Here is a 23,090-nt window from a genome sequence, read left to right on the forward strand (position 1 = left end):
CTTATAACAAAATTATCAGATTATTAATTTAACCTTCGTACTTTTGTACAGCGTTAGATAATTCGTATAAAATGAATTATCCGACTGTTAATTTGTCTAATTATCTAATTTTAAACAATATGCTAAAAGGATTTTTTCATGTACCTAAAGCGGTAAACGAACCCGTAAAAGGATATGCACCAAACTCACCAGAAAAAGCAGCAGTACAAGCAGCTTATACTTCAATGTGGAACTCAAAAATTGATGTTCCGTTATACATTGGAAGTGAAGAAATTAAAACCGGAAACACTAGAAATATTACGGCTCCTCATGACCACAAACATGTAGTAGGAACTTACCACCTAGCCGAAAAAAAACATATTGAAAAAGCAATTGCAAATGCGCTTGAAGCAAAAGCATCTTGGGCAAATATGGCATGGGAACAACGTGCTGCAATTTTCTTAAAAGCTGCTGAACTTATTGCTGGTCCTTACAGAGCTAGAATAAACGCAGCTACAATGATCGGGCAATCTAAAAACATTCACCAAGCAGAGATTGACGCTTCTTGTGAATTGATTGATTTTTTACGTTACAACGTAGAGTTTATGACTCAAATTTATGGAGATCAGCCAAAATCTGATTCTACAACTTGGAATCGTCTTGAATACAGACCTCTAGAAGGCTTTGTATACGCAATCACTCCCTTTAACTTTACTGCTATTGCTGCAAATCTTCCTGCAAGTGCTGCAATGATGGGGAATGTTGTGATCTGGAAACCAAGTGATAGCCAAGTATTCTCTACTCAAATTATCATCGAAGTTTTTAAAGAAGCTGGAGTTCCTGATGGTGTAATAAACGTAGTTTTTGGTGATGCATTAATGATCACTGATACAGTATTAGCAAGTCGTGATTTTGCTGGAGTTCACTTCACAGGATCAACTCATGTATTTAAAGATATCTGGGCTAAAATTGGTGCAAACATTCACAATTATAAAACATACCCAAGAATCGTAGGAGAAACTGGTGGTAAAGATTTTATCATTGCACACCCAAGCGCTAATGTAAAACAAGTTGCTACTGGAATTGTACGTGGAGCATTTGAATTTCAAGGACAAAAATGTTCTGCAGCTTCAAGAGCTTATATTCCACAAAGCTTATGGCCAGCTATAAAAGAACAATTAATTACTGATGTGAAATCTATGAAAATGGGGTCACCAGAAGATTTTGGTAACTTTATTACTGCAGTTATTCACGAAGGATCTTTTGATAAATTAGCTAGTTTTATTGATCAGGCTAAAAAAGATGCTGATGCTGAAATAATCGTTGGTGGAAATTACGATAAATCTGTTGGATACTTTATTGAACCAACGATAATCGTAACTACAAACCCAAAATATACTACAATGGAAACCGAATTATTCGGGCCGGTAATTACTTTATATGTATATGAAGATGCAAAATGGGAAGAAACTTTAGAATTAGTTGATACTACTTCTGAATATGCTCTTACTGGTGCTGTATTTAGTCAAGACCGTTATGCTATAGAAGTAGCTACAACTAAATTACAAAATGCTGCAGGTAACTTCTACATCAATGATAAACCAACAGGAGCTGTTGTAGGAATGCAACCATTTGGTGGTGCAAGAGCATCAGGAACAAATGATAAAGCAGGTTCTGCATTAAACTTATTGCGTTGGGCTTCTCCAAGAACAATAAAAGAAACATTTGTAACTCCAGAAGATTATAGATATCCATTTTTAGGAGAATAATCTCTAAAGTTTAAAAATAATAAAACCCACAAGCTTCAAATAATTTTGAAACTTGTGGGTTTTTCTTTTTACAAAATAATTCCTAGCAAAACTCAATCTACTTAATGTGTAATTATTTTCTTACGTAATTGATTTTCAAAGCTATACCCTTTTAAAAACCTTATTCTGTCATTTTAAAAACTTATCCTGACTTAAAAAAAACAAGCACACTTGTAAATTTGGACATTCTTAATCTTACAATTAAATTAAAAAAACATCGAGAAATGAACACCTTACTTCTCCTAAAACAAAATTTAAAAGATAAGAAAATATTTACACATAAATGCAGATTTTAATTAAATGATATATGAAAAGTTTGGAAAAAGTACCCGAAATAATTCGTGAGGCTAAAAGTGTTGGTCACGTAATTGATTTTAAATGGAATGAAAAGATAATGGAGAAATTTATTGATCCCGCAGGTGACCATATGGGATTAGAGAATTCTCTATCTGGGATTGGATATAAAGCGTCATTAGGACTTACTGCAGCCTTACTAGAATGGATATACTGGCGTTATAAGAGTCATGTAGAATCATCACAAGACACGAAACAGCGCATTGAAGCACTTTGGTGCTCCATATCAAATCCAGAATATACCAAACCATTGGTTTTTGATCTTAATATGGATGTTCCTGCATCTGGTCCCATAGATGGTCCGATTTGGGTAGCACTAATGAATGTGAGAATGATAGATGTATTGCGCAGAAAAGGATCTTACTATCTACAAAGTGAAATTATCGGCTTAGCATTACTTGCACGCCATATTTCACCAAAGAAGAAAATATTTGACAAATGGTTAAAAGATACTATATCCGAATTAACACGTTTCATGCCTTGCCAATACAATCAGGAAGATTTAAATGATGCAAGTAAAAAAGTATACAATCCGTCAACAGAACCTGTAATATGTCGTGAATTTTTCTTCGATCCTTTTTATAAATACAGTGCAAAATCTTCGGAAACTGCCATTAAAGATTATGTTGCAAGTTTAAACTACGAAACAAATCCTTTTTTATGCTTTCCTAAAGAAGCTAGTTAAATCAATATATTTTATAGAGATACCCACAAGTTTAAAACATTTTAAACTTGTGGGTATTCTTTTTTATTACGAGCTAAATCTATTTACCTAATTCAAAACTAGAAATAGTATGAAAAGAGTCTATTTCAATATTCTTCTCCCCTTTAAAAGTATCGTAATTTACAACCAGTAATTTTCCTTTATAAATTATCGTTTCACAAGGATTATCCAACTGACCGTCTGAACCATCTGCATTGTCATTTTCCCAAATTAAATGTATTGTATTTGTATTTAAATCTAACTGATGAACGCTATTGTTATCATAATTGGCAATAAAAATAGAATTCCTTTTCTCATCATAGAAAAATCCATCACAACATTTTAATTTATCCGAGTCAAAAACTACTTTTTTAGATTTTAGTTTACCTTCTTTTGTAAATTCAAGTTTTGTAATTACACCGTCTCCAAAATTTCCCGCATACAGATTCCCTTTTTTATCAAAAGCAATTCCATCAATGCCAATGGTTCGTTTTGTTACTTCCGGTTTAAGAGTAAATGTTGTTACGAGATAATTGGGTTTTGTATTCCTATCCAAAGTTATTTTGCCCGAATTTAATTCTTTCAGCGAGAAGCTATAAATCCCACTTTCTCTTCTATTCTCAAAAAGAGCATCCGTTATATAAACTCTATCTTTATACCATCTTACTGCTTCACCAAAATTGAAACCTTCTGCCAAAACCTCAGCATATTTAGGTTTACCATTCTCAACAACGACCCTTAACAATCTGGAGAAATTTTCTTTATCAGCAAAAAACTGATTATCCATTACATATAAATTCCCGTCAGGACCAAATTCCATCCCCATAGGATGCACCTTCTTCGTTACAGGATGTACTGGTAGTTTATCAAACCATAGTACAGGTTTATCATTTTTATCAAAAGTCAAAATTTTACTTCCATGCTTTTCAAAAGTCATCGGATTGGTGATAGCCAAATACAGATTGCCTTTTTTATCCAAAGCCATGCCATCGGGAGTTTGGCAAGTTTCGCCTAAATCGGCAAACAAAGTTGGTTTAATTGTTCTCGAAACTTCACTATAAGTGATTTCTTGTTTGCCCTCTTGTGAAAATAAATTTACCGTATTCATGAGAATCAGAATACCTAGTACGTTTTTAATCATTGTCTTCATTTTGTTTAGGTTTAAGTATTTTTTGGATTGTTTAAAAAAGGATACTTTTTAGCTCGTTTACTAAAAATAATGCGAATAGAAGAATGAGTTTAATCATCATTTATTTTTTTAGCGAATATAATTCTAGAATAAATTCTCTATTTGGTACGCAATCGAAAACACAACTTTAGCATTCAAATAATAGATTTTAAAAGAATAGTTCATTCGTATGCTCAAATGCTATTTTTAGGGGCAAAAAGCTTTTATTTAAACCCGTGAATAAAGGATACTTCGATATTTTATTATCTTGTTCCCTCTTAAAATATTATAATGAGTTTTTTAAAAAATATCGACCTAAAAAGAATTCTCCTTCATTGTATCTATTGGATTTCCTTTTTGCTATTATACATCAATGGTAAGTCTGATGGTGATACTCATACTTATTATGATTTTGCGTTTGTTTATGCGTGGAAAATTTTAGCGCAGATAACTGTTGCTTATGGACTAATTTATTGGATTATCCCACAAACACTTAATAGAAAGAAATATTTACTTTTTATACTTTTTGCTACAAGTTGGCTTTATCTTGTTTTTGCTCTTTTAATGATTTTAAAATTCTATTATCTAGAGCCAAAATTCCCCGGTTTCTTTGATGATTGGCTTGGACACAAAATGTCTATTCCCGAAAGATTAACTTCTTTTAAATTAATATTCAGAGAGTTTTCTTTTATCACTTATCCAATTATCATATTGGGTTTTATCAGCTTTAATCGCAAGCAGCAACGCCTTCTAAAATTAGAAGAAGAAAAAAAATCGATGGAATTAAAAGTTTTAAAGAATCAATTAAATCCTCATTTTCTTTTTAATACGCTGAATAATTTATACACATTAACCCTTAAAAAAGATGATAAAGCTCCCGAAGTAATTGCCAAATTATCCGAAATTCTGGACTTTGTATTATACCGTTGTAATGAAGATTACGTTTCTATCGAAAAAGAAATTGCCTTAATCGAGAATTACATCGCTCTGGAAAAACTTCGCTATAGCGAAAACAGATTAAATATTTTATTTACAAAAGACATTCAGGAAAGCAACAAAATTTCGCCTCTTATTATCTTAACATTTATAGAAAATTCTTTTAAACATGGTGTAATTAATGAGACTGAGAAAGCCACTATCAAAATGAATTTAGAGAGTAAAAAAAGACAAATCATCTTTAGTATCGAGAATACAAAGCCGCAAAATGAGATTACAGCAATTTCAGATAAATCAAAAATTGGATTAGAAAATATTCGAAAACAATTGGATTTATTATATCCCAAAAAACATCAATTAGAAATAGAAGAAACACAATTCCTTTATAAGGTTAAGCTTTATCTTAATCTCTAAAATTTCAAAACAATTTTCTACAAAAAACTAACCCTCTCAACTTTTATGAAAAAATATTTCTTAATTAATATTAATCTTTTATTTTTTTGCTCAGTTATTACAGTAAACAGCCAATCTAAAACTATTGATACTCTAGTCGATGTTGGGAATCACAAAATTCATTTTAAGATTGTAAAAGGAAAAGGAACTCCCATTCTTTTTGACGCTGGTGGTGGGAATGATGGTTCGGTTTGGAATTCTATTTTAAAACCAATTTCCGAAATTACAAACGCTACTTTAATAACTTACGACAGATCTGGTTTTGGTACAAGTACAATTGATACTTTACAAACCGATGATTCTAAACACGGAATCATCAGTAGTATTGAAGATTTGGAAATTGGTTTAAAAAAACTAGGATACGATAAAGAAATCATGTTAGTCTCACATTCTTACGGAGGTTATTTATCAACTCTTTATGCAACCAGGCATCCTAAACTTGTAAAAGCGGTTGTATTAATTGATGTTAATCATAGCTATTTTGAAGATGGGTATATCGAAAAAATGTTAGCCACGCAAGATAAACTAATCCCACAATGGAAAAAAAACAATAAAGGCATTTATTATATGTCGGCAACTATTGCCGAAACTGTAAAGATAATGAGCAAGTTATCTATTCCTAAAACCATTCCTGTTGTTGATTTTATCAACGGAATCCCTTTCTATAAAATACCCGAAGAAATAGAACGATGGAAAAATGGTCATAAAAAATATGTTGAAAACAACCCTAATGTTACCGATATCACCGCTTATGGCTGCGGACATGCTATTTGGCTAGACAATCCGCCATTGGTAATTACTTCAATTGCCAAAATGTATGCAAATGGTTCTAAACAAAAAACTGAAATTCAAGAACGCGCTTTACAATATACAATCCAAGCATTTAACGAGGACAAAAAAGAGCAATTGGCTTACAATAATTCCGAAGATGATTTAAACAATTGGGGATATGAATTATTACGCAAAAATGAAAATGAAAAGGCTGTCGAAGTTTTTAAATTAAATATGCTTTTAAATCCAAAAAGTGCAAATACATATGATAGTTATGGCGAAGCTTTGCTAAAAATCAATAAAAAAGAAGAAGCTATTGCAATGTATAAAAAATCTATTGTCCTTAATCCTGAGAATAAAAATGCAATAGAAGTTTTAGAACGTATAGCAAAAGAAACTGCAAAATAACTAGATTAGATTGCAAACCATCCTCAAAAAGATTAAAATTGCATTTACTAAATATAAAGTTTTCAAATGAAATACAAATGTATTATCGTCGACGACGAACCATTGGCTAGAGAATTAATTGCATCACATCTGGCTAATTTTGACAGCTTCGAACTAGTCAATTCATTTGAAAACGCATTAAAAGCATATACTTTTTTAGAAACAAATACTGTCGATTTACTATTTCTGGATATCGAAATGCCTTTATTAAAAGGGAATGATTTTTTGAAGAAATTAAAAAATCCTCCTAAGGTAATTTTCACAACCGCTTATCGCGAATATGCCATCGAAGGATATGAACTCAATGTTATAGATTACCTTTTAAAACCAATTACTTTTGATCGTTTTTTTGTTTCAATAGAAAAATTCAAACAATTACAAACGCCCAAAAAAGAAGAAAAATCAATTCCTAAAAATCATATTTTCGTGTCTAGTGGAAATAGAAATATCAAAATAATTTTTGAAGAAATTTTATACATCGAAAGTCTAAAAGATTATATCACGATACATCTTGAAAACGGGAAATCGCATCATCTTAAACAAAACATTTCAGCCTTCGAAAAATTATTAGACTCAAATTTTGTTCGAGTTCATCGTTCTTTTATTATTCAGACAAAAAAACTGACAGCTTATTCCAAAAACGAAGTCGAAATAAACGCAATAGAAATCCCTATAGGAAATAGTTATAAAGAAAACTGGTTAACTTATCTAACAGGTAATCAAATAATAAAACCCCACAAACTTCAGATGATTCTGAAACTTGTGGGGTTATTTTTTTAAAGTAAATTAAAATTTATTTTCTACTTCTGCGGCTTGCAACATCAAGTAATGCAAATCGGTATTTTTTACAAAAGGTTTTAAAAGTTCGCTTCCAGGACCAAACATTGCTAGTTCTACATAATCGGCAGAGTGATCCATACTAATCCAACCTACAGAATTTATTTTTCCTTGCATTTCGGCAAAAGCTTTATAAGGCAATTTCTTGTAATTATACAATCCGTCTTCCTTATGCAAACCATCATAATAACTCAAAACCGTTTTGGCATCTTCATCCGAAACCGAATGTCCATTGGCTTTTTCGATAATCTCCTTTACCTGAGCAACCGAAGAATCAGGTTTTATCTGATTTAAAATCCACTCGTTAGTCTGTGTATATTTCTGGATGCTATCAAAATTATCATTGGCCTCTTTACCATAAATAATCCCAGGATTGGCATTACCATGATCTGTAGTAATTATAACTAAAGTTTCTTTGTCTTTCTCTGCAAAATCTATGGCAATTTTTATTGCTTCATCAAACTCGATTTGGTCATTAATTAAACCTGCAATATCGTTCCCGTGTGCAGCCCAATCAACTTTTCCGCTTTCTATTTGTAAAACAAAACCTTTTTTATGGCCTTTCATTCTATCAATAGCTTTCTGAGCCATTTCAGCAAGACTTGGAACTGTTTGTTTTAAATTATCATCATTATTTCTATCTACATAATATGGAAGACCATCCTCTGCAAACACACCCAAAATAGGCTGAGAATTAGAAGCTGCATTCATATCCGAACGAGTTTTTACAACTTGATATCCGTTAGCTTTAAAAGCTGCGTACATATCTTTTTTGTCTTTTCTTACTTCAGAACTAAAATAATTTGAACCTCCACCCATCATAACATCAAAACCAAGGTCCAGATATTGTTCGGCGATATCATCCTGAGCATTTCTACTTTTACTATTTACACAAAAACCCGCGGGAGTTGCATGAGTAATTGGAACAGTAGTCACACAACCAGCCATTTTTCCTGCCTTCTTGAACTTTTGCCAAATAGGCAAATGAGGCTCACCTTGAGGACTAACATTAAGCACCCCATTATTCACCCTGAAACCACCACCCCAAGAAGAACTCGCAGCCGATGAATCGGTTACTATGGAATTGGCAGAAGCTGTATCCATCAATGCTCTCGAAACTCTGTTGTCTTTATATAACTGAATCCAATTAGACCCTTTTCCTGTTTTTCTGTTCAGGTACAAATCGGCCATATTTAAAGTTCCGGTACTCATCCCGTCGCTAACTAAGAGAATAATATTTTTGGCCTTCTTATTTTTATTAACCGATTCTAAATCCAAAATATTTGCCGAACCCTGAAAAGGACTCATAACCGCAGCTCCAATTGTAAACAAAGAGCCATTTCTAAAAAACTTCCTTCTATCCATCATTACTTTTCTTTTGTAAGTATTTCAAAGATAAAAAAATACACTTAGCGACAAAATTATCTTTGTGTTATGATAATTAAATTAAAATGCAAAAACCCCATCTAAACTAGACAGGGTTTTATAAAACGTATTCGGTAAATATTATACTGTAAATTTCAACGGCAAATGAACTACTTTTTTGGTTTCAAAAAATTCATCTTCAAAGAAATCAGCTAAATTATATTCTGTCGCTTTAGGGAAATCTTTTAATTCTTCGGTTAAATCACCACCTTTTAAGTACAAAATTCCGTTTTTAAGTTCGTGTTTATGTTTTTTCTTGATTTTATCTTTAATCCAAGAAACAAAATCAGGCATATTGGTTACAGCACGACTTACGATAAAATCGAAATCCCCTTTTACATTTTCGGCACGAAGCTGCTCGGCTTTTACATTTTTTAAATCCAAAGCATCGACAACACCCTGAACTACTTTTATTTTTTTTGCAATTACATCAATCAAATAAAAGCGAGTTTCCGGAAAAAGAATCGCCAACGGTATTCCAGGAAATCCACCGCCAGTACCTACATCAAGCACATAAGTCCCTGGTTCGAATTTTATAATTTTTGCAATTCCAAGCGAATGTAGAATATGCTTGGTGTATAAGGCATCAATATCTTTACGTGAAATAACATTAATTTTTTCATTCCAATCATGGTATAAAAAATCTAATTTTTGAAATTGTTCTTTTTGAGTGTCAGTCAAATCAGGAAAATATTTCAGAATCTCATTCATTGTTCTAATTTTTTAACAAAAGTACTACTTTACAGTCGAAATATTTAACTCAAAATTGCAAATTGAAAATTTATAATAATTACCTTTGAGCACTATTTAAAATTTATATGAATAAGACCATACCTACATTTGCTAAGCAAGACAACTTAAAGTTTTTCAGAACTCTTAACTCGCGAGTGAACAGTTACTTTAAAGATAATAATATCCAAAAGACTGGAAATTGGAAACTTCATTTAAAAGCTATTATTCTCTTTACTGTTTTTCTTGCGCCTTATTTTTTAATACTTACGCTAAACATGCCATTTTGGGCTCATTTACTATTAACTATTGTTATGGGAATTGGTATGGCAGGGATTGGAATGAATGTAATGCATGATGGTAATCACGGTTCTTACTCGACCAAAAGTTGGGTTAATAATATCATGGGAGGAAGTATTTATGTCCTTGCAGGAAACGTACATAACTGGCAAGTACAACATAATGTTTTACACCACACTTATACCAACATTCATGGTCATGATGAAGATCTTGATGCAGGAAGGATTATTCGTTTTACACAAAATGCCGAGTGGCATCGTTTTCATAAATTTCAACATTATTATTCCTTTTTCCTTTACGGATTATTGACTTTCAATTGGGCTTTAACAACCGATTTTAAGCAAATGAAAAACTACCTAAAAAGAAAATTATCTTACGGAACACCACAAAGTCCTGCCAAATTATGGACAGTATTGGTAATAACAAAAATCATTTACGTATTAATCTGGATGGCATTACCAATGCTTTTAGGCATTGCATGGTGGAAAGTTGTTATTGGATTTTTCGTAATGCACTACACAGCAGGATTAATTCTTAGTATCGTATTTCAATTAGCACACGTTGTAGAAGAAACTTCTAACCCAGTACCTAATGAAGATGGCGAGATGGAAAACACCTGGGCAATACATCAATTGTACACTACAGCCAATTTTGCTCCAAAGAACAAAGTTGTAAACTGGTTTACAGGTGGATTAAATCACCAAATTGAGCACCATATTTTTCCAAACATAAGCCACATCCATTACGGGAAAATTGCCGAAATAGTAAAACAAACTGCAATCGAATGCAACTTACCATACCATGAATTCAAAACCATGAGAGGTGCAGTTCTGGCACACTACAAACATTTACGAGATTTAGGAATGAAACCCGAAATGGCGTAATATTTTTAAAACAAACTATAAAGACGCACTTTTGTACGTCTCTACCATATCAACACAATAACAAACCACAATTAACTATAAAATGAATCATATTCTTTCAGACAGAATCAACAATTTAGCGACATCACAAACATTAGCAATGGCTGCTTTAGCACGCGAATTAAAAGCCCAAGGAAAAGACATAATCAGTTTAAGTTTAGGTGAACCAGATTTTAATACTCCTGACTTCATTAAAGAAGCTGTTAAAAAAGCAGTCGACGAAAATTACAGTACCTATTCTCCAGTAGAAGGTTATTTAGAATTAAGAGAAGCAATTTGCAGAAAATTCAAAAGAGATAATAATTTAGAATATAAACCATCACAAATTGTAGTTTCTACAGGAGCAAAACAATCATTATACAACATTGCACAAGTAATGTTAAATGATGGTGACGAGGTTATTTTACCAGCACCATACTGGGTTTCTTATTTCGAAATCGTAAAATTATCAGGCGGAGTTCCAGTAGAAGTTCCAACATCTGTAGATACCGATTTTAAAATTACACCAGAACAATTAGAAGCAGCTATCACACCAAAAACAAAAATGATGTGGTTTAGTTCACCCTGTAACCCTTCTGGTTCTGTTTATAACAGAGAAGAGTTAACAGCTCTTGCAAAAGTTTTAGAAAAACACCCAAATATATACGTTGTTGCCGATGAGATTTATGAGCACATTAATTTCTCAGGAACCTTCTGTAGTATTGCATCAATCCCGGGAATGCTAGAAAGAACAATCACTGTAAACGGAGTTGCAAAAGCATTTGCAATGACTGGATACAGAATTGGTTACATCGGAGCACCAGAATTTATTGCAAAAGCATGCACAAAAATTCAAGGTCAGGTAACATCTGGAGCAAACTCTGTAGCACAACGCGCTACAATTACAGCTGTCGATGCCGATCCAAGTGTTTTAAACCACATGGTTAAGGCTTTCCACACTCGTAGAGATCTAGTAGTTGGATTATTAAAAGAAATTCCAGGTGTAAAAATCAACGTTCCAGAAGGAGCATTTTATGTTTTCCCAGACGTTTCTTCTTTCTTCGGAAAAACTTTAAAAGGAACACACATTAAAGATGCTAATGATTTATCAATGTATCTTCTTGGCGAAGCAAACGTAGCAACCGTAACAGGTGATGCTTTTGGAAACCCAAACTGTATTCGTTTCTCTTACGCAACAAGCGACGATATTTTAAAAGAAGCATTACGCAGAATTAAAGAAGCTTTGGCTGCATAATAATATAAAATAAGTTTATTAAAACGGCTTAAGGTTTAAAGTTTCATCACTTTATACTTTAAGCTGTTTTTTTTTATGGGGTTTCCTCTGGCCGGGCTATCCGACTATATCTTTTATTTTTAAAAAGAAAAAATAAAAGGATACCGCTCCTATCCCTAACCCAAATCCTAATAGATTATTTTTCATTCATAAGAATCTAAAAATAAATCTTAATTTCGTTCCAATCACCTACAACAGATTAATAAACCAAAAGACCACCTAATTATGACTTCTACTTTTCGTAAAATCTTAATCATTTTCATTTTTACAATATTTTTTTCTAATCTGGCAAAAGCCCAAACAACAGGAAGATTCATTAAAGCTTCAATAGGTTTTGGCTCAAGCACTTCAAATTATGAAGAAGAAAATCCAGAAATCATCGATGGCTCTGGTTTTTTTGCTCAAGGAGAATATATAATAGGAGTTACCAAATGGTTTAGCGTAAGACCTTATGCCGGCGTTATTTTTACCTCAACTAGTAAAGATGCCGTTAAAAACCCGCAAGGATACAAAGTAGAAACTAATGCCTTTTTTTTAGGAACAAAAGTTCGCCTTTGTGCTCCCATACCTTGGATTGCGCCATTTATAGAAACTGGTATTGGCGCATCAATAGGCTCTTTTGAAACCTACACTAATTATGTCAATGAGAAAAAAAGTGGTGTAGTTCCACATATCCCAATTAGCATAGGACTTGCATTGGGACCAAAAAACAACATAGAAATTGGAGCTACCTTTTACGGAAATTTATCTGGCGAACAAGCTTTCGGTGCATTTACGGCAGGATATACTTTTCCCCTAAATTGGTAGTGCAAAAAGAAAACTCATTTCTATTAATTTAAGATTTAGCTAGAGATAATTCAAAACGTAATCTCCTCAAATCAATAAAAATATTTTCAAAAACCAAAACTACTTTGTTAACAAACCGAGTAGTTTTTTTGTTTTATATAAATCGAAATAATATATTTTTATATCGAAAACAAAGCGAGACAAACATTAAATATTCAACAAATGAAAAAAGTAATTTTAGATTTAGCTGTAACCTTAGACGGATTTATCGAAGGACCAAACGGAGAAGTTGATTGGTGCATAATGGACGATGATATGAACTTTGATGGTTTTTTATCAAGCATAGACACCATCTTTTATGGTAGAGTGAGCTATGATATGTGGGGGAATTATCAACCAGAAACTAACTCCTATCCAACCGAACAAACATTATGGAAAGCGGTACATTCAAAAGAAAAAATTGTTTTCTCAAGTAAAAACGTACATGATGACAAAGCTACTTTTATAAGTACTGACATTATTAATAAAGTTACTGAAATCAAAAAACAAGGCGGAAAGGATATATGGCTATACGGTGGAGCAAGTCTTATTAAAACATTTATTCAATTAGATCTTATTGACATATACAGAATATCTGTACATCCAATAGCTTTAGGAAGCGGAAAACCATTATTTGAAGACTTAAAAAAACGAATAGAATTAAAATTGATTAAGACCAATACATTCAAATCGGGTGTAGTACAACTTACTTACGAATCAAATAAATAAAAAACTTAAACATCATCATTCTATATAAGTTAGCTAATCCAAAAAAAAGTCACTTTAGCATTAGCAAACTCAAATAATTTATAGGAACTTTACAAACTTTTTTGGGCGAAAGCCTAAAAGTATGAAGTTTTAGAAATAAATAATTTATCATCAACTCGATGAAGAAGAAAATCGAAATATTAGCTCCGGCTAAAGATTTAATTCAGGGAATGGCCGCCATAAATAGCGGAGCCGATGCCCTTTATATTGGTGCACCACAATTCGGTGCGCGTTCTAATGCCAACAATTCAATAGAAGATGTAGCCGCATTGGTAAAATATGCCCACTTATTTAATGCCCAAGTTTTTGTGGTAATGAATACCATTTTGTACGATAACGAACTTGAGACTTGTCGCAAAATGATTTATGAGTTATACGATATTGGCGTAGATGCATTAATTATTCAGGACATGGCTATCATGGAGATGGAGCTACCTCCTATCGTACTTCACGCCAGCACACAAGCCAACAATCGTGACGCCGACAAAATTAAATTCTTAAAAGATGCTGGAATAAAACGTGTGGTATTAGCCCGCGAATTAAACTTGCATCAAATTAAAACGATTTATGACGAAGCCGATGTCGAACTAGAGTTTTTCGTAACCGGAGCTTTATGTGTATCCTTCAGCGGAAACTGTTATATGAGTGTAGCAAACGGAGAACGTAGTGCCAATCGTGGTTCATGCGCGCAAAACTGCCGTTTACCTTATAACTTAATCGACGGAAACGGAGAAACATTAATCAAAAACAGTCACTTACTCTCGATTAAAGATTTAGATATTTCAGATCAAATTCCGAATTTAATTGAAGCAGGAATCGTATCTTTTAAAATCGAAGGAAGATTAAAAGATATAGTTTACGTAAAAAATAACGTATCCTATCTTCGCCAGAAACTAGATAGTTTTCTAGAAGCAGAAGGAAACGATAAATACATGAAAGCTTCTTCAGGAAAATGCACTTACACTTTTGATTCTTCTTTAAACAGAACATTTAATCGTGGTTACACCGATTATTTTGTAAACGATAGAAATCATAGTATTGGATCTTGGGAAAGCCCAAAATCAAAAGGACAATATATTGGTAAACTAATCCGAACTGTTGGAAACGCCTACGAAATCGAAAATGGCGAATTATTAAACAATGGTGACGGACTTTGTTTCATCAACGAGAATAACGAAGCCGACGGAATCTACGTAAACAAAGCCGAAAACGGAAAAATATATCCAAACGTTTTAAAAGAAGTAAAAGACGGAACTTTTATTTACCGTAATAACGACGCCGCTTTCATCAAAATTGTAGAAAGAGAAGACAGCGCCGTTCGTAAACTAAGCACCACTTTATTACTTGCCGAAAACGAAACTGGTTTTGAATTAATCGCAACCGATGAAGACGGAAATGTTAGTGTCGTTACTTTAGAACATTCTAAGGAACAAACTAAAACTGGCGAATCAATAGAAGAAAACATCAAAACACAATTGGCAAAAACAGGTTTTACACCATATACAGCCGATGAAATTAATGTGATGTTTACTCAAAACTGGTTCCTTCCTATTTCAAAAATCAACGAAATGCGAAGAACTGTTTACGATCAATTAACCAAGATTCGCTTAGCAAATTACAAGCGTGAAGAACACCAATTGGTAAAAACATCGCATCCGTATCCTGAAACCAAATTAGATTTCATGTACAATGTTTCAAACAAAACGGCACGTAAATTCTACGAACGTCATGGCGTAACCGAAATCGAAAAAGCATTTGAATTACAATGGGATCCAGGAAAATCGCGCGTAATGACTACCAAATATTGTATTAAATACGAATTAAAAAAATGTCCAATACACCAAAAAGACATAATGGGTGTTAAAGTAAAAGAACCATTGGTATTAAAACAAGGCGAACTAGAATACAAACTAAAATTTAACTGTAAACCTTGCGAAATGGAAATTTGGGAGAAAGATGCCGAATTTGAAATCGAAGAAGATCATTTTCATTAATATTTAACCGCAAAGTTTTTTTATCGCAAAGAAGAGCGCAAAGATTTACAAAAAGGTTCACAAAGATTAATTTTAAAATCTTTGCGAACTTTTTTATTTCAATTATACCAAATATCTATTTACGCGTACAGACTGTAGAGACGCACCGCAGTGCGTCTACATACAGTATTACAACACAGCCAACAATTAAATCTGCAAAATCTGCGAGATGTCTTTGCGTCCTTCGCGTAATCCTTTGCGAACCTTGCGGTTAAATCAACACATCCAAAAAATAGATTATAGATATAGATTACGTAGACGCACTGCGGTGCGTCTCTACAGTTGGAATGTGAATAGAACTTTGTGGTTAAAAACATTTTTAGTTACTTTTACTACTCCAACATTACAAAACTCCAAAATGAAAATACTACTTCTAGGTTCAGGCGAATTAGGCAAAGAATTTACCATCGCAGCACAACGAATCGGACAAACCATAATTGCTGTAGATAGTTACGAAAATGCTCCTGCAATGCAAGTTGCACATGGTTTTGAAGTAATCAATATGCTCGATGGCGAAGCCCTTGACCGAATCGTTGCCAAACATAAACCCGATTTTATAGTTCCCGAAATAGAGGCCATCCGTACCGAACGTTTTTACGATTACGAGAAACAAGGTATTACCGTAGTTCCATCTGCTAAAGCGGCTAACTTTACTATGAATCGTAAAGCCATTCGTGATTTGGCAGCCAAAGAACTTGGCTTAAAAACTGCCAAATACCAATACGCAACCTCAGCCGAAGAACTACAAAAAGCCGTACAGGAAGTAGGAATGCCATGCGTTGTAAAACCTTTAATGTCCTCTTCAGGAAAAGGACAGTCAACTATAAAAACTCAAGAGGATATCCTAAAAGCTTGGGATTATGCCGTAGCAGGTTCGCGCGGAGATGTTATCGAAGTAATTGTAGAAGCATTTGTAGATTTCAACTCAGAGATTACACTTTTAACAATTACCCAGAATAATAACCCAACCTTGTTTTGCGCCCCAATAGGTCACCGACAAGAACGCGGTGATTATCAGGAAAGTTGGCAACCCGCCAGAGTATCCGACAAAGATTTATACGAAGCCCAAGATATGGCCGAGAAAATAACCGAAGCTTTGGGAGGCGCAGGGCTTTTTGGAGTAGAATTTTTTCTAACCAACGAAGGAGTTTATTTCTCAGAACTTTCCCCTCGCCCGCACGACACCGGAATGGTAACTTTAGCAGGAACACAAAACTTCAACGAATTTGAATTGCATTTACGTGCTATTTTAAGTTTACCAATTTTCGAAATAACTCTAGAAAAAGCTGGAGCAAGTGCCGTAATTCTAGCCTCAGGAGAATCTAATAATCCGACTTATACCGGAATCGAAAAAGTTGCTGCATTACCTAAAACCGACTTCCGTATCTTTGGGAAACCAACCTCTAGACCTTATCGTCGTATGGGAGTTGTTTTATCAAATGACATTCTGGAAACTCCTATTGAAGAAGTAGTCGAAAGAGCAAAAAAAACCGCACAATTAATAACCGTAAATTTATAAAAGATGAAAAAATTAGTATTTATAGCATTTCTATTCTTGAGTATCACAATCAATGCACAAGACAAAAAAACTACCGAAAAACCTCAAATTGTAGAAACAGCTTGTGGAGAATGTCAATTTGGGATGAAAGGCAATAGCTGTGATTTAGCCGTTCGCATAGACGGAAAATCTTATTTTGTAGACGGAACCACTATAGACGAACATGGTGATGCGCATGCCAAAGACGGCTTTTGCAATACTATCCGTAAAGCAGCAGTTACTGGAAAAATAGAAAACAATCGTTATAAAGTAACTACGTTTACATTGGTAAAAGAAAAATAATGGATTTAATTCTAGAAAACATTGCCAAACATGTTTCGCTAACTCCAGAGGAGCAAGCTCATTTTTTATCCAAAACCGAAACCCGTTTCTATAAAGCCAAAACGATTTTATTAAACGCAGGAAATATTTGCAAAGAATCTTATTTTATAAACTCAGGAATCATTAGAAGCTTTAATATCAATGATAATATTGTAGAACACGTATTGAGTTTTTCTTGTCAGGGATGGTGGATAAGCGATATGTACAGTCTTATTACCCAAAAACCAGGACAACTATTTATCGAAGTTTTAGAAGATTCGGAAGTTGTTGTACTTAGTAAAGAAAACCAAGAACAATTGTATTTTGACATTCCAAAATTAGAACGTTTTTTCAGGATTTTAACCGAGAATTCATTGGTTGCCAATCAGCAACGTTTAATGGATAATCTAAGTTTATCTGCCGAAGAACGCTTCGAGAAATTCTGCGCCAAATATCCAACACTAATCCAGAAAGTACCCCAAAAACAAATTGCTTCTTTCATCGGAGTCACACCCGAGTTTTTTAGCAAAATGAAAGCAAGACTTTTGAAAAAATAGTTTTTTTTTAAACCATTAAGATATTAAGAAAAATTAAGTTTTAAATCTTAATGAAACTTAATATCTTAATGGTTAAAATTTAAAAACCAGTTCAATGTTAAACTTGTTTTATTGAATTAAAACTGCTCAACCTCAGTAGAATGTTTCATTGCTGTAGTTGTTGATTTTCCTATTGTTACAGTATTTTGTACCGCATCAAAATAAGAAGTTCCTACGAAAGCTTGGTGTTTTACAGCGCGGAATCCGCTACTTTGCAAAGCAAATTCTTTCTCCTGTAATTCAGAATATCCAGCCATTCCTCTTTCTTTATATGCTTTAGACAATTCGAACATACTTGTATTTAAAGCATGGAAACCAGCCAAAGTGATGAATTGGAATTTATATCCCATTGCAGCCAAGTCTTCTCTAAAAGTTTCCATTTCGGCAACAGATAATTTAGCTGCCCAATTAAATGATGGAGAACAATTATAAGCTAACATTTTATCAGGAAATTGCTCGCGCATAGCATCAGCAAACTTTTTAGCATATACCAAATCCGGATTACTGGTTTCCATCCAGATTAAATCAGCATAAGGCGCATAACTTAATCCTCTTGCAATTCCTTGATCAATTCCGCTATTTACATAAAAGAAACCTTCATTAGTTTTCTCACCAGTAATAAACGGAGCATCTCTAGGATCTACATCACTTGTTAATAAATTTGCTGCATCAGCATCAGTTCTTGCAACAATAAGAGTTGGTGTTCCCATAACATCTGCTGCTAATCTTGCTGCTACTAATTTATTAATCGCTTCTTGAGTTGGCACTAAAACCTTTCCTCCAAGATGTCCACATTTTTTAGCAGAACTCAATTGATCTTCAAAATGAACTCCAGAAGCTCCAGACTCAATCATAGATTTCATCAGTTCGAATGCATTTAGATTTCCTCCAAAACCAGCTTCGGCATCTGCAACAATTGGTACTAAATAATCTTTTTTATCCTGAACTCCATTAACAACCTGAATTTGATCTGCTCTTAACAAAGCATTATTTATTTTCTTAACCACCATAGGCACACTATTTACAGGATAAAGAGATTGATCAGGATACATTTCGCCAGCCAAATTTGCATCTGCAGCGACTTGCCATCCACTCAAATAAATAGCTTCTAAACCTGCATCAACTTCTTGTATTGCCTGATTACCGGTTAAAGCACCTAATCCTGCTACAAAATCTTGACTTTTAAGTTTTCTCCATAATTTTTGAGCGCCCATTTTGGCAATAGAATGTTCTATTTCATAAGAACCTTGCAAAGTAACCACCTCAGTTGCTGTGTAAGGTCTCTCTACTCCTGCCCATCTTGGGTTTGTTAACCAATCGTTGATCAATTCCTGAATTCTGTCTTCTGTTGTTTTCATAGTATAGTTATTTGGGTTGTTAGTAAAGCATTTTATTAAATTAAAAATTGAGAATTAAAAATCTGCGTTATCTGCTAAATCTGCGTGAAAAAATATTTTTAATTTTTAATTCTCAATTTTTAATTCATTATAGATATTTGTAACACGGTATAGTAAGAAAGTTTTCAAAGTCGAGCGTTACAACCAGTCTTTCTAATACTTTTTCAGCCAAAGGAAACCAGCGTTTTTCATAGTTTTCTTCGCCCAATTCCTTTTTAATTTTACTGAATTCATCTAAAGCTAATTTGTGATAATAGGCCAGATTCAACTGCTTTCCATTATCCAAAACCACTTTGTTATATAGCCATTGCCACAATTGAGATCTAGAAATCTCTGCTGTTGCCGCATCTTCCATTAAATTATGTATAGCCGCTGCACCTTGTCCGTTAAGCCAAGAAGCCAGATACAAAACTCCTACATTAATATTTTTTCGAACTCCTTCTTCTGTTATAGTACCTTGTGGCACTTCAAGCAAATCTTGTTCGGTAATTATAAGGTGTGGTCTTGCTATGTGAATCTGATTTGGTGTTGGCATTCCTGCATCAAATATCTCTTTTGCTAATGAAACCAAATCCGGATGTGCTACCCATGTTCCGTCATGTCCATTACGTACTTCACGCTCTTTGTCAGCTTTTACTTTCGCGAAAGCGATAGCATTAGCCTCATCATTATTCTTAATCGGAATTTGTGCTGCCATTCCGCCAATTGCATGAATTCCTCTTTTGTGACATCTCTGAATTACAAGACTAGAATAAGCTTTCATAAAAGGCGAAGTCATATTTACCTGATCTCTATCTGGAACTAAAAACGAAGGATGCTTGTGGAATTTTTTTATGTATGAAAAAATATAATCCCAACGACCACAGTTTAATCCAACGATGTGATTTTTTAATTCGAAAATAATTTCGTCCAACTGAAAACTTGCCGTTATCGTTTCTATAAGAACCGTAACTTTAATTGTTCCCTGAGGAATTCTAAAATAATTCTGAGTAAACTCAATAACATTGTTCCACCAACGCGCTTCTAGATAATGTTCTAATTTTGGGATATAGAAATAGGGAGCAGTTCCTTCTTCAAGTAATTTTTTATGATTATGAAAAACATATAAACCAAAATCTACCAAAGATCCTGAAACTTCCTGCCCTTCTACAAGAACATGTTTCTCTTTAAGATGCAATCCTCTTGGGCGAACAATTAATGTTGCTATCTTTTCATTTAACTGATAGGTTTTATTTTTCACCTCATCTGTTAAGCTGATCGTTTTATTTACAGCATCAATTAAATTTACTTGTCCACTCATTAAGTTCTCCCATGTTGGAGATGTACTATCCTCAAAATCGGCCATAAAAGTTTTTGCACCAGAATTAAGGGCATTGATAATCATTTTTCTATCAACTGGCCCTGTAATCTCTACTCTCCTATCTAATAAATCTTTGGGTATGGATCCTGCTGTCCAATTATCTTCTCTGACCAATTTAGTTTCAACTGGAAAAGTCGGCATGACACCTTGATCAAATAAAATTTGTCTCTGTTCTCTTTGCAACAATAATAGTTTTCGTTGAGAATCAAATTTTCGGTGCAATTCTGTTATAAAAGCAACTGCTTCATCTGTCCAAATAGCAGCATAAGAATTGTTTTTTTCGGCTAAAAACTCCATTGCCGACTCTGTAATTTCCAATTGGTTTTTCATAGCTAATACATTTTATACTACAATGTTATAAAAAAGATTATTACAAAACAAGCGAACGTTCGCTAAATATTAAAAATATTTTTTTGGCGATTATTTTTATAATGCGTATTTTTGAGTTATGGACATTGAAAAAGACTATATCAAACTTATTTTCGGACTTAAATTAAGACAGGTTCGCACGCAAAAAAACCTTTCGTTATTTGGCTTAGCCAAACTCACGAACCTTTCTAAATCCTATTTGAACGAAATAGAAAAAGGAAAAAAATATCCGAAGACGGACAAGATTTTACTCTTGTGCGAAAATCTTGACATAAGTTATGATCAAATGGTTTCTTTGAAACTAGATAACAACTTGGCACCGATAGGCGAAATTTTAAAATCTGGTATTCTAAAAGAAATTCCATTAGAGCTTTTTGGAATCCATGAAAATGATTTAATTGATATTATTGCTAATGCTCCCGCCAAAGTCAATGCCTTTATTAGTACCATAATAGAAATTGCTCAACATTATAATTTAAGCCGAGAAAGTTTTTTCTTAGCATCATTGCGTTCTTATCAAGAAGCACATACCAATTACTTTGAAGATTTAGAAAATAAAGTAGTCGCTTTTTCAAAATCATTTCAGATTAATCTAGAAAATCAAATTTCCACTCTTGAGTTAAGTGCTATCCTAAAAGAAGAATACGGTTATACAATTAAGGAACTCCTTTTTAAAGATCAGGAGGCTTTGGGAGACTTACGATCTATTTATGTTCCTAAAAGCAAAACATTATTACTATCTAAAGAAATAGATGATCCACAAAGAGCTTTTATATTAGCCAAAGAAATAGCGTATAATTACTTAGAAATAACCGACAGATTACTAACCTTCAGCTGGATAAAGTTTGATAATTTTGATCAAGTCTTGCATAATTTCTATGCTTCCTATTTTGCTGGAGCACTATTATTACCAAGAAAATTATTAATAGACGACATTAATCTTTTCTTGACCAAAGAACAACCAAGACCAGAAGAGTTTGTAGCTTTAATCGAAAAATTCAATGTTTCACCAGAATCATTTTATCAAAGATTAACCAATCTTTTACCAAAGGATTTCCATTTAAAGAATTTATTTTTTCTGAGAATGTCTCACCATATAGGTTCAGGAACATATCAAATAAAAAAAGAGCTTCATATTACCAATCAGCAAGAACCTCATGCCAATGAAATGAATGAGCATTATTGTCGCCGATGGGTTTCGATTAAAACCATCGATGAAGCTATTAAACAAAATAAAGCTCATTTTTTTGACGCTCAGATTTCTAGCTATGAGAATAGCGGAAACGAATATCTTGTTTTTTCATCAGCAACCAAAGATCCTTTTGTAGAAAACTGCATCCGAAGTATTTCGGTTGGAATCCTGATTACTCCAGCCATGAAAAAGAAATTTAAGTTTATAGAAGCCAAACCTGTTGTAAAACAAATAGTTGGTGTTACTTGCGAAACTTGCGCTGTAAAAAACTGCATGGAAAGAGCCTCACCTCCAACGCAACTAGAAAACAAAAAACGCCACGAAAACACCGATTTAGTTGTACAGCAATATATCGCGAAGTATAGTTAGAATTTTGGATTGTTAGATTATTACAAGCCTTAAACCATAATACTTTTACACAAACTTGTCTTTCTGACGAAGGAAGAATCTCCACGAGAAACTAACACAATGCACTACTATAATAGTAACACTTCTTCGACTCCGCCTCAGAATAACAAGATTGCACTCACTTTTTGATTAACCCAAAACAGAACCTTAGTAACTCAAAATCTTTAACGAGTTACTC

At 33.5% G+C, this 23,090-nt stretch carries 19 protein-coding genes; 14 read left to right on the plus strand and 5 right to left on the minus strand.

Annotation, left to right across the window (positions count from 1 at the left end; genetic code table 11):
- The first annotated feature begins 119 nt into the window (after positions 1–119).
- Together pruA and OIU83_RS12255 are read left to right on the plus strand one after the other, a co-directional pair.
- Positions 120–1,748: an L-glutamate gamma-semialdehyde dehydrogenase gene (gene pruA / locus OIU83_RS12250; protein ID WP_264206651.1), complete on the plus strand. Its 1,629-nt coding sequence runs from the start codon at positions 120–122 to the stop codon at positions 1,746–1,748.
- A 346-nt stretch (positions 1,749–2,094) separates the two neighbouring features.
- Positions 2,095–2,826: a hypothetical protein gene (locus OIU83_RS12255; RefSeq protein WP_264206546.1), complete on the plus strand. Its 732-nt coding sequence runs from the start codon at positions 2,095–2,097 to the stop codon at positions 2,824–2,826.
- A gap of 79 nt (positions 2,827–2,905) precedes the next feature.
- On the opposite strand, the gene OIU83_RS12260 is transcribed toward OIU83_RS12255, so the two are convergent.
- Positions 2,906–3,994 carry an SMP-30/gluconolactonase/LRE family protein gene (locus tag OIU83_RS12260; protein WP_264206547.1) on the minus strand — a complete coding sequence of 363 codons (1,089 nt, stop codon included), beginning with the start codon at positions 3,992–3,994 and terminating at the stop codon, positions 2,906–2,908.
- Positions 3,995–4,303: 309 nt separating this feature from the next.
- On the opposite strand from OIU83_RS12260, the gene OIU83_RS12265 reads away from it, so the two are divergent.
- From OIU83_RS12265 to OIU83_RS12275, 3 genes are all read left to right on the plus strand, one after another.
- Positions 4,304–5,362, plus strand: a complete 1,059-nt coding sequence (locus OIU83_RS12265; protein WP_264206548.1) for a sensor histidine kinase — start codon at positions 4,304–4,306, stop codon at positions 5,360–5,362.
- A 45-nt stretch (positions 5,363–5,407) separates the two neighbouring features.
- Positions 5,408–6,580 carry an alpha/beta fold hydrolase gene (locus tag OIU83_RS12270; RefSeq protein ID WP_264206549.1) on the plus strand — a complete coding sequence of 391 codons (1,173 nt, stop codon included), beginning with the start codon at positions 5,408–5,410 and terminating at the stop codon, positions 6,578–6,580.
- A gap of 66 nt (positions 6,581–6,646) precedes the next feature.
- Positions 6,647–7,399 carry a LytR/AlgR family response regulator transcription factor gene (locus tag OIU83_RS12275; RefSeq protein ID WP_264206550.1) on the plus strand — a complete coding sequence of 251 codons (753 nt, stop codon included), beginning with the start codon at positions 6,647–6,649 and terminating at the stop codon, positions 7,397–7,399.
- 6 nt (positions 7,400–7,405) lie between these two features.
- Here OIU83_RS12275 and OIU83_RS12280 read toward each other — a convergent pair whose 3' ends face one another.
- Complete coding sequence (locus OIU83_RS12280) at positions 7,406–8,821, minus strand: alkaline phosphatase (protein WP_264206652.1); 1,416 nt, start codon at positions 8,819–8,821, stop codon at positions 7,406–7,408.
- A 141-nt stretch (positions 8,822–8,962) separates the two neighbouring features.
- Complete coding sequence (rsmG, locus tag OIU83_RS12285) at positions 8,963–9,592, minus strand: 16S rRNA (guanine(527)-N(7))-methyltransferase RsmG (protein WP_264206551.1); 630 nt, start codon at positions 9,590–9,592, stop codon at positions 8,963–8,965.
- 107 nt (positions 9,593–9,699) lie between these two features.
- Here rsmG and OIU83_RS12290 point away from each other — a divergent pair, with 107 nt between their 5' ends.
- From OIU83_RS12290 to OIU83_RS12325, 8 genes are all read left to right on the plus strand, one after another.
- A complete protein-coding gene (locus tag OIU83_RS12290; protein ID WP_264206552.1) occupies positions 9,700–10,794 on the plus strand; it encodes a fatty acid desaturase family protein in 1,095 nt (364 codons plus the stop codon).
- 82 nt (positions 10,795–10,876) lie between these two features.
- On the plus strand, positions 10,877–12,067 hold the full coding sequence (locus OIU83_RS12295) for a pyridoxal phosphate-dependent aminotransferase (RefSeq protein ID WP_264206553.1): 1,191 nt from the start codon (positions 10,877–10,879) through the stop codon (positions 12,065–12,067).
- Positions 12,068–12,331: 264 nt separating this feature from the next.
- Positions 12,332–12,913 carry a hypothetical protein gene (locus OIU83_RS12300; protein ID WP_264206554.1) on the plus strand — a complete coding sequence of 194 codons (582 nt, stop codon included), beginning with the start codon at positions 12,332–12,334 and terminating at the stop codon, positions 12,911–12,913.
- Positions 12,914–13,114: 201 nt separating this feature from the next.
- Positions 13,115–13,660, plus strand: coding sequence for a dihydrofolate reductase family protein (locus tag OIU83_RS12305; RefSeq protein ID WP_264206555.1), 546 nt, complete (start codon positions 13,115–13,117; stop codon positions 13,658–13,660).
- A gap of 158 nt (positions 13,661–13,818) precedes the next feature.
- Positions 13,819–15,693, plus strand: a complete 1,875-nt coding sequence (locus tag OIU83_RS12310; protein WP_264206556.1) for a peptidase U32 family protein — start codon at positions 13,819–13,821, stop codon at positions 15,691–15,693.
- Between the two features lie 208 nt (positions 15,694–15,901).
- On the plus strand, positions 15,902–17,251 hold the full coding sequence (gene purT / locus OIU83_RS12315; RefSeq protein WP_264206557.1) for a formate-dependent phosphoribosylglycinamide formyltransferase: 1,350 nt from the start codon (positions 15,902–15,904) through the stop codon (positions 17,249–17,251).
- A gap of 3 nt (positions 17,252–17,254) precedes the next feature.
- Complete coding sequence (locus OIU83_RS12320) at positions 17,255–17,572, plus strand: DUF6370 family protein (RefSeq protein ID WP_264206558.1); 318 nt, start codon at positions 17,255–17,257, stop codon at positions 17,570–17,572.
- A complete protein-coding gene (locus tag OIU83_RS12325; RefSeq protein WP_264206559.1) occupies positions 17,572–18,147 on the plus strand; it encodes a Crp/Fnr family transcriptional regulator in 576 nt (191 codons plus the stop codon). The genes OIU83_RS12320 and OIU83_RS12325 overlap by 1 nt, the downstream gene beginning before the upstream one ends.
- Before the next feature lie 116 nt (positions 18,148–18,263).
- Here the strand turns inward: OIU83_RS12325 and aceA are convergent, their stop codons facing one another.
- Both aceA and aceB read right to left on the minus strand, forming a co-directional pair.
- Positions 18,264–19,544: an isocitrate lyase gene (aceA, locus tag OIU83_RS12330; RefSeq protein WP_039114763.1), complete on the minus strand. Its 1,281-nt coding sequence runs from the start codon at positions 19,542–19,544 to the stop codon at positions 18,264–18,266.
- Positions 19,545–19,671: 127 nt separating this feature from the next.
- Complete coding sequence (aceB, locus tag OIU83_RS12335) at positions 19,672–21,273, minus strand: malate synthase A (protein WP_264206560.1); 1,602 nt, start codon at positions 21,271–21,273, stop codon at positions 19,672–19,674.
- 118 nt (positions 21,274–21,391) lie between these two features.
- On the opposite strand from aceB, the gene OIU83_RS12340 reads away from it, so the two are divergent.
- Positions 21,392–22,873: a helix-turn-helix domain-containing protein gene (locus OIU83_RS12340; RefSeq protein WP_264206561.1), complete on the plus strand. Its 1,482-nt coding sequence runs from the start codon at positions 21,392–21,394 to the stop codon at positions 22,871–22,873.
- The last annotated feature ends 217 nt before the right edge of the window (positions 22,874–23,090 follow it).

This window comes from Flavobacterium shii (genome assembly GCF_025847235.1).
In the GTDB taxonomy this organism is placed as follows: Bacteria; Bacteroidota; Bacteroidia; order Flavobacteriales; family Flavobacteriaceae; genus Flavobacterium; species Flavobacterium shii.

What these genes read in the sequence shown, in the direction of transcription:
- OIU83_RS12305 (WP_264206555.1), top strand. Translation starts at nt 13,115, where the DNA reads ATGAAAAAAGTAATTTTAGATTTAGCTGTAACCTTAGACGGATTTATC.
- rsmG (WP_264206551.1), bottom strand. Translation starts at nt 9,592, where the DNA reads ATGAATGAGATTCTGAAATATTTTCCTGATTTGACTGACACTCAAAAA.
- OIU83_RS12260 (WP_264206547.1), bottom strand. Translation starts at nt 3,994, where the DNA reads ATGAAGACAATGATTAAAAACGTACTAGGTATTCTGATTCTCATGAAT.
- OIU83_RS12255 (WP_264206546.1), top strand. Translation starts at nt 2,095, where the DNA reads ATGAAAAGTTTGGAAAAAGTACCCGAAATAATTCGTGAGGCTAAAAGT.
- OIU83_RS12310 (WP_264206556.1), top strand. Translation starts at nt 13,819, where the DNA reads ATGAAGAAGAAAATCGAAATATTAGCTCCGGCTAAAGATTTAATTCAG.
- OIU83_RS12265 (WP_264206548.1), top strand. Translation starts at nt 4,304, where the DNA reads ATGAGTTTTTTAAAAAATATCGACCTAAAAAGAATTCTCCTTCATTGT.
- OIU83_RS12280 (WP_264206652.1), bottom strand. Translation starts at nt 8,821, where the DNA reads ATGGATAGAAGGAAGTTTTTTAGAAATGGCTCTTTGTTTACAATTGGA.
- OIU83_RS12295 (WP_264206553.1), top strand. Translation starts at nt 10,877, where the DNA reads ATGAATCATATTCTTTCAGACAGAATCAACAATTTAGCGACATCACAA.
- OIU83_RS12320 (WP_264206558.1), top strand. Translation starts at nt 17,255, where the DNA reads ATGAAAAAATTAGTATTTATAGCATTTCTATTCTTGAGTATCACAATC.
- aceA (WP_039114763.1), bottom strand. Translation starts at nt 19,544, where the DNA reads ATGAAAACAACAGAAGACAGAATTCAGGAATTGATCAACGATTGGTTA.
- purT (WP_264206557.1), top strand. Translation starts at nt 15,902, where the DNA reads ATGTCTTTGCGTCCTTCGCGTAATCCTTTGCGAACCTTGCGGTTAAAT.
- OIU83_RS12275 (WP_264206550.1), top strand. Translation starts at nt 6,647, where the DNA reads ATGAAATACAAATGTATTATCGTCGACGACGAACCATTGGCTAGAGAA.
- OIU83_RS12290 (WP_264206552.1), top strand. Translation starts at nt 9,700, where the DNA reads ATGAATAAGACCATACCTACATTTGCTAAGCAAGACAACTTAAAGTTT.
- OIU83_RS12300 (WP_264206554.1), top strand. Translation starts at nt 12,332, where the DNA reads ATGACTTCTACTTTTCGTAAAATCTTAATCATTTTCATTTTTACAATA.
- OIU83_RS12270 (WP_264206549.1), top strand. Translation starts at nt 5,408, where the DNA reads ATGAAAAAATATTTCTTAATTAATATTAATCTTTTATTTTTTTGCTCA.
- OIU83_RS12340 (WP_264206561.1), top strand. Translation starts at nt 21,392, where the DNA reads ATGGACATTGAAAAAGACTATATCAAACTTATTTTCGGACTTAAATTA.
- aceB (WP_264206560.1), bottom strand. Translation starts at nt 21,273, where the DNA reads ATGAAAAACCAATTGGAAATTACAGAGTCGGCAATGGAGTTTTTAGCC.
- OIU83_RS12325 (WP_264206559.1), top strand. Translation starts at nt 17,572, where the DNA reads ATGGATTTAATTCTAGAAAACATTGCCAAACATGTTTCGCTAACTCCA.
- pruA (WP_264206651.1), top strand. Translation starts at nt 120, where the DNA reads ATGCTAAAAGGATTTTTTCATGTACCTAAAGCGGTAAACGAACCCGTA.